We start from the raw sequence: 5356 nt of genomic DNA, 5'->3' as shown, positions 1-5356 counted from the left end.
CTTGCATTAAGACGGTTCATAAGAGCCATTTTTTACTCCTTTCTTATACAAATTTGATCCACACACTCATCCCACTTGTGATGTGCAAATGAGTGATTTTGATTGATTCAAGATAAACAGGTTTGAAATGAGAGAATCTTACGTTATTCGAGACTCTCATTCAACATACAAAACAGTGAATTATCATTATAAATCAATGCCTTGTACAATCTCTATGAATACGAAGATGGTATGAGAGAATATGAGGAATTCGATGGTGGTCAGTATCATGATGTACCTAACAAAGTTGATTACAGTACCAAGGCGCAAGTGAGAGCTTGGCTATATGGTGGTGAATTGCCAAGAAGCGTATTGAGTTGTGAAGCGTTGATAGATGAGGTAAATGCGAAAATCAAAAAACGTACAAAGAAAGATCGTTTGATTTGTGAGATTAGAGATAATGGTGAGAGATGTTATTCAGAGGCTTATGATATAGACAGTGAACTAGAAAAAGCACTTGATATTCAATTAGGTAGATATCAAAATGAAAAAAAATAAAAAATACGTATTGACATTAATGAAAGGTTCGTTTAATAAACTTGATAAGTGCTGAAAACACTAAACCAACAGCGGTTAAACCACGAAAAGGTTTCTCCCATTTCTTAAATACTGACTTTCTTTTGTGCTTTAAGAGCGTATAATGGTTATGTCGGGTGTGGTCGCACCATAAAATACTCTTTATGAGAAAAGTGTGACGACGGACTGTTGGCCGTGTTTTCAACACCCGGCGCCCTTATGGGGTTGTCAATTGAAAACGTCAAAACCGACAGGTGTTAAAATGAATTCTAAAGAAAAAAACGAAATTAATATTACCACTGATTTCTTATGTGATTTGTGGCTGGCAGTGTGTAAAGAAGCAAATAGTGATGATATTGATACTGAAAATGAATATCACGTTTCTTTAGTGGAACTTATGGCTGCTCTTGAGAAAGTCTTGTTTTTTAAATTACAAAACGAAATTCCAAATTTTACAAAAATCTTAGCAATTATGACAGAATTCGGTCAATCTGAACCAATTGAATCAATAGTTTCATTGCTAAAAATTTATAATCCTATTTTGGATAATGTGCATAGCCTAAATGAGGCTGCGTAAATAACACACGGGCGCGGCGGGGGCGCCTGCTTTTTAACTTTAGATTCAATAAGATAATTATCAAAATGAAAAAAGTTAAAAAATAAAAAAATACGTATTGACTTTAAAGAAAAGGTCGTTTAATAAGGTCAGCAAGTGCTCAAAACACTGACCAATAGCGGATAAACCACGATAAGGTTTCTCCCATTTCTTGAAATACTGACTTTCTTTTGTGCTGTTATTGGCATATAACGATTATGTCGGGTGTAGCTATGCCATACAATACCCTTCGCGAGGGAAAAGTATAGCGACGGACTATTGGCCGTGTTTTGAGCGCCCGGCGCCCTTATGGGTTGTCAATCAAAAATTTCTAACCAATAGAAAGCAATTAAAATGGAAAAAAACGAAATTAATATTACCACTGATTTCTTATGTGATTTGTGGCTGGCAGTGTGTAAAGAAGCAAATAGTGATGATATTGATACTGAAAATGAATATCACGTTTCTTTAGTAGAGCTTATGGCTGCTCTTGAGAACGTTTTGTTTTTAAAATTACAAAACGAAATTCCAAATTTTACAAAAATCTTAGCAATTATGACAGAGTTCGGTCAATCTGAACCAATTGAATCAATAGTTTCATTGCTAAAAATTTATAATCCTATTTTGGATAATGTGCATAGCCTAAATAAAGCAGCGTAAATAACGCGCGGGCGCGGCGGGGGCGCCTGCTTTTTAACTTTAGATTCAATAAGATAAGTATCAAAATGAAAAAAGTGAAAAAAATAAAAAAATACGTATTGACTTTAAGGAAAAGGTCGTTTAATAAGGTTGGTAAGTGCTAAAAACACTTGTGTTGAGCGGGTAAACCACGATAAGGTTTCTCCCATTTCTTAAAATGCTGGCTTTCTTTTATGCTTTAAGAGCGTATAATGATTATGTCGGGTGTAGCTATGCCATACAATACCCTTCGCGAGGGAAAAGCATAGCGGCGGACTTAACACCGTGTTTTTAGCACCCGGCGCCCTTATGGGCTGTTAATTAAAAACTTTATTTGTTAAGAAAGCAATTAAAATGGAAAAAAACGAAATTAATATTACCACTGATTTCTTATGTGATTTGTGGATGGCAGTATGTAAAGAAGCAAATAGTGATCATATTGATATTGATACTGAAAATGAATATCACGTTTCTTTAGTGGAACTTATGGCTGCTCTTGAGAACGTTTTGTTTTTAAAATTACAAAACGAAATTCCAAATTTTACAAAAATCTTAGCAATCATTACAGAGTTTGGTCAATCCGAAACAACTCAAACGATATCGCGTTTTTTGAAAGTTTATAATCCTGTTTTGGATAATGTGCATAGCATAAATGAGGCTGCGTAAATAACACACGGGCGCGGCGGGGGCGCCTGCTTTTTAACTTTAGATTCAATAAGATAAGTATCGAAATGAAAAAAGTTAAAAAATAGTAAAATACATATTGACAACAATCGAATCACTCTGTTAAACGAATCAGTAAGTGCTAGAAACACTAAAAGTACATAGCGGATGGGTTTATAAAGTAATCTTCATCTCCGCAAATTGTAAAGTTTTGACTCAGATATGCTTTATAGCATATAAGAGGGGATTGTCGGGTGTGGTTACGCTATACAATACCCTTATGAGGGGAAAGCGTAACAACAGACTGTGTACTGTGTTTCTAGCGCCCGACATTCTTTTAGAGGGTTAATAGAAAAAAGTTATTTACACAGGAGACAGTACCATGTCACAGTATTTAATTAACATAAACCAAACTCAAATCGATGGTGAATTAGTTCAAACCGTAAATGCACGTGATTTGCATGCGTTTTTAGAGATAAAATCCGAATTTAGAAATTGGATAAAAAATCGCATTAAAGAGTGTAAGTTTCGTGAAAATGTAGACTTTGTGACGTTTACTAAAAATTTAGTAAAGCCTAATACCTTTCAAGAAAATCAAGGTGTTATAACTTTCGGTAAAACTTTACCGAAATCCCAAGGTGGTCGCCCAAGTATAGAATACCACCTTACCTTAGACATGGCAAAACACCTTTCAATGATCGAGCGTAATGATAAAGGACACGCAGCAAGAGAGTATTTTATCGAGTGTGAGCGGCGTGCAAAGCAAGTTTCAACACCACAGCAAATCGATTACTCAAGCCCGCAGGCAATGATTGGCTTTTTACACTACTTGCAAGGTCAAATAGATCAAAAAGACACTATCATTGCAGAGTTAAAACCAAAAGCCATGGCTCTTGATGGTTTAAAACGTTCTGATGGCTTGTTTGGTATCATAGATGCTGCAAAAATATTGGAAGTAAGGCCTAAGGATTTATCAGATTACTTACGAAGATATGGTTGGGTTTACAAAAGAGTGCCAAGAGGTCCATTATTGCCTTATCAAGATAAAATCCAAAAGGGATTAATGGATTGTACAGCCATTACTATTCAAAAGAACGATGGTACAGAAAAAACAGTACCATCAACTAAAATAACGTCTAAAGGACTAGCATATTTAAGAGAGCAAATTTACGGAAATATGCAATAATAAAAAAAGCATTGGTGGTGCGGGGCCCCTCCTTTAACTATCTCATTAAAATTTATTCAATATTAGATTAGGGAGCTACCTATGACCACTAAAAATGTATCCAAAAAATATGAACTTACTGATGAAACTACAGAAATTAAACATCATTTAATATGTGGTAAAGTTATAACACTTTATCGCAAAAGCTTTAAGAAGTTTTGGAGGTGTTAAAAAAGGAGATTTAGGGGGCTTTATTGAAAGTGAATACAACCTTTCTCAGCAGGGTAATTGCTGGGTTGGCGATGATGCCAAGGTTTATAATGCTGCTACTGTTTGGGGGCATGCGAAGGTTTTTGAAAATGCAATAATTTGTGATGAGGTGCATGTTAATGGGTTTGCAAAGGTTCATGGCAATGTACGTGCTTATGGGAGTGCAATTATTGGTGGCAGGGCACGTATTTTTGGAGATACGCAACTTTTTTCGGGGGCATGGGTTACAGGAAGAAAAGAGATTTCTACAGGTTTAATGTCTTTTGGAGATCGGGTAAGGACTGTAGATGAATTGATTAAAGCGGCTGAGGCGCATAGAAATAAAAAAACCGTGTCTCAATAAACGCAGCTTTTTAGAATAGATTTTAACAATTTTACTTTACTGAAAGAATGCCTCTTTTATCATACAAAACGTGTAAAAACGCAAGCATTGTACAAAAAACCGTACAAAAATGAATTCATACGGCTTTTATATTGAAAACACTTAAAACCGCATAGGATTAACAAAAATATTTTTTACATATTTTGTGTATAAACGCAAGTGTGTTTTTATCAATTTGCATCTTTAAATGCATCATGCTATCATTAATTTGCAGCGCCATAATGACGTTGCATTTGAACCGTTCCTTAAGTTGAAACGATATTCCTATTTAAAGATATCGCAAAAGCCGTGCCAATTAATTTTGACACGGCTTTTTTGTATATTAGCTCTTGTAATTTTATACATAATGTGCTACATTTTATATGATAACTTGAGAAATTGATGAAGTAATGAAAACCTTGTTATGTGTTTACATAACAGGGTTTTCTTTTATGCTAGGGTTTGGTTTTTTCTATTCAATTTAAATGCATTAAAGCCGTGCCAATTATCTTGACACGGCCTCTGTTTTGCAATGCATGACTGTTATATTGTTATTCGAAAGTATACGAACATCGATTTTATTGCACAATATGTATCAAAATGCAAGCTATAAAATAAAATAAAAATTGGATTCATTCTTTAGATTCAGTGGGTTATAATAAATTTTGTTTGTAAACATACACCATAATGTGTTATACTGTTATCAGTTGTGAGTTTTTTTGTTCTCAGTACCATTTTCCATTAAAGGGCAGAAAGCAAATGCTTAATAAAGTGATTTTAATTGGTCATTTAGGTGCTAATCCAGAAAGCAAAACAATGCCATCTGGCGCCGAAGTGGTCACTTTCCGGATGGCAACGTCTGAGAGCTATACAGACAAGGCAACCAATCAAAAAGTAGACAAAACAGAATGGCATTCCATTGTGGTGTTGAATCCACATCTTGCAAAAAGAGCGCTTCAATATCTTATCAAAGGCATATTCGATATAATATCAAAAAACGAAACAAAGTCAATAGCTTGTATGGAATTATTTTATATGAATCCACTTAAGAATCCATCCTTTTATGTAT

Annotated in this window: 6 protein-coding genes and 1 pseudogene; all 7 read left to right on the top strand. The window is 34.7% G+C overall.

Annotated features, from left to right (window positions below; genetic code table 11):
• Positions 1-204: 204 nt before the first annotated feature.
• A pseudogene (locus GGR08_RS07595) lies at positions 205-537 on the top strand (hypothetical protein); the annotation flags it as partial.
• Between the two features lie 280 nt (positions 538-817).
• Positions 818-1132, top strand: coding sequence for a hypothetical protein (locus GGR08_RS07590; RefSeq protein WP_183194709.1), 315 nt, complete (start codon positions 818-820; stop codon positions 1130-1132).
• Positions 1133-1504: 372 nt separating this feature from the next.
• On the top strand, positions 1505-1810 hold the full coding sequence (locus tag GGR08_RS07585; RefSeq protein ID WP_183194708.1) for a hypothetical protein: 306 nt from the start codon (positions 1505-1507) through the stop codon (positions 1808-1810).
• A gap of 372 nt (positions 1811-2182) precedes the next feature.
• Complete coding sequence (locus GGR08_RS07580; RefSeq protein ID WP_183194707.1) at positions 2183-2494, top strand: hypothetical protein; 312 nt, start codon at positions 2183-2185, stop codon at positions 2492-2494.
• A 379-nt stretch (positions 2495-2873) separates the two neighbouring features.
• A complete protein-coding gene (locus GGR08_RS07575; protein ID WP_183194706.1) occupies positions 2874-3677 on the top strand; it encodes an antA/AntB antirepressor family protein in 804 nt (267 codons plus the stop codon).
• A 358-nt stretch (positions 3678-4035) separates the two neighbouring features.
• Positions 4036-4269 (top strand): hypothetical protein, encoded by a 234-nt coding sequence (locus GGR08_RS08470; RefSeq protein ID WP_246350218.1) that lies wholly within the window; start codon positions 4036-4038, stop codon positions 4267-4269.
• Between the two features lie 777 nt (positions 4270-5046).
• Positions 5047-5356: single-stranded DNA-binding protein (locus GGR08_RS07565; RefSeq protein WP_183194705.1), on the top strand; the 310-nt coding region annotated here is incomplete at its 3' end.

Source organism: Bartonella fuyuanensis, from assembly GCF_014197255.1.
In the GTDB taxonomy this organism is placed as follows: domain Bacteria; phylum Pseudomonadota; class Alphaproteobacteria; order Rhizobiales; family Rhizobiaceae; genus Bartonella; species Bartonella fuyuanensis.
The sequence above is the reverse complement of the archived record's forward strand: the minus strand, read 5'-3'. Positions and strand labels throughout refer to the sequence as shown.

What these genes read in the sequence shown, in the direction of transcription:
- GGR08_RS07575 (WP_183194706.1), top strand. Translation starts at nt 2,874, where the DNA reads ATGTCACAGTATTTAATTAACATAAACCAAACTCAAATCGATGGTGAA.
- GGR08_RS07585 (WP_183194708.1), top strand. Translation starts at nt 1,505, where the DNA reads ATGGAAAAAAACGAAATTAATATTACCACTGATTTCTTATGTGATTTG.
- GGR08_RS07580 (WP_183194707.1), top strand. Translation starts at nt 2,183, where the DNA reads ATGGAAAAAAACGAAATTAATATTACCACTGATTTCTTATGTGATTTG.
- GGR08_RS07590 (WP_183194709.1), top strand. Translation starts at nt 818, where the DNA reads ATGAATTCTAAAGAAAAAAACGAAATTAATATTACCACTGATTTCTTA.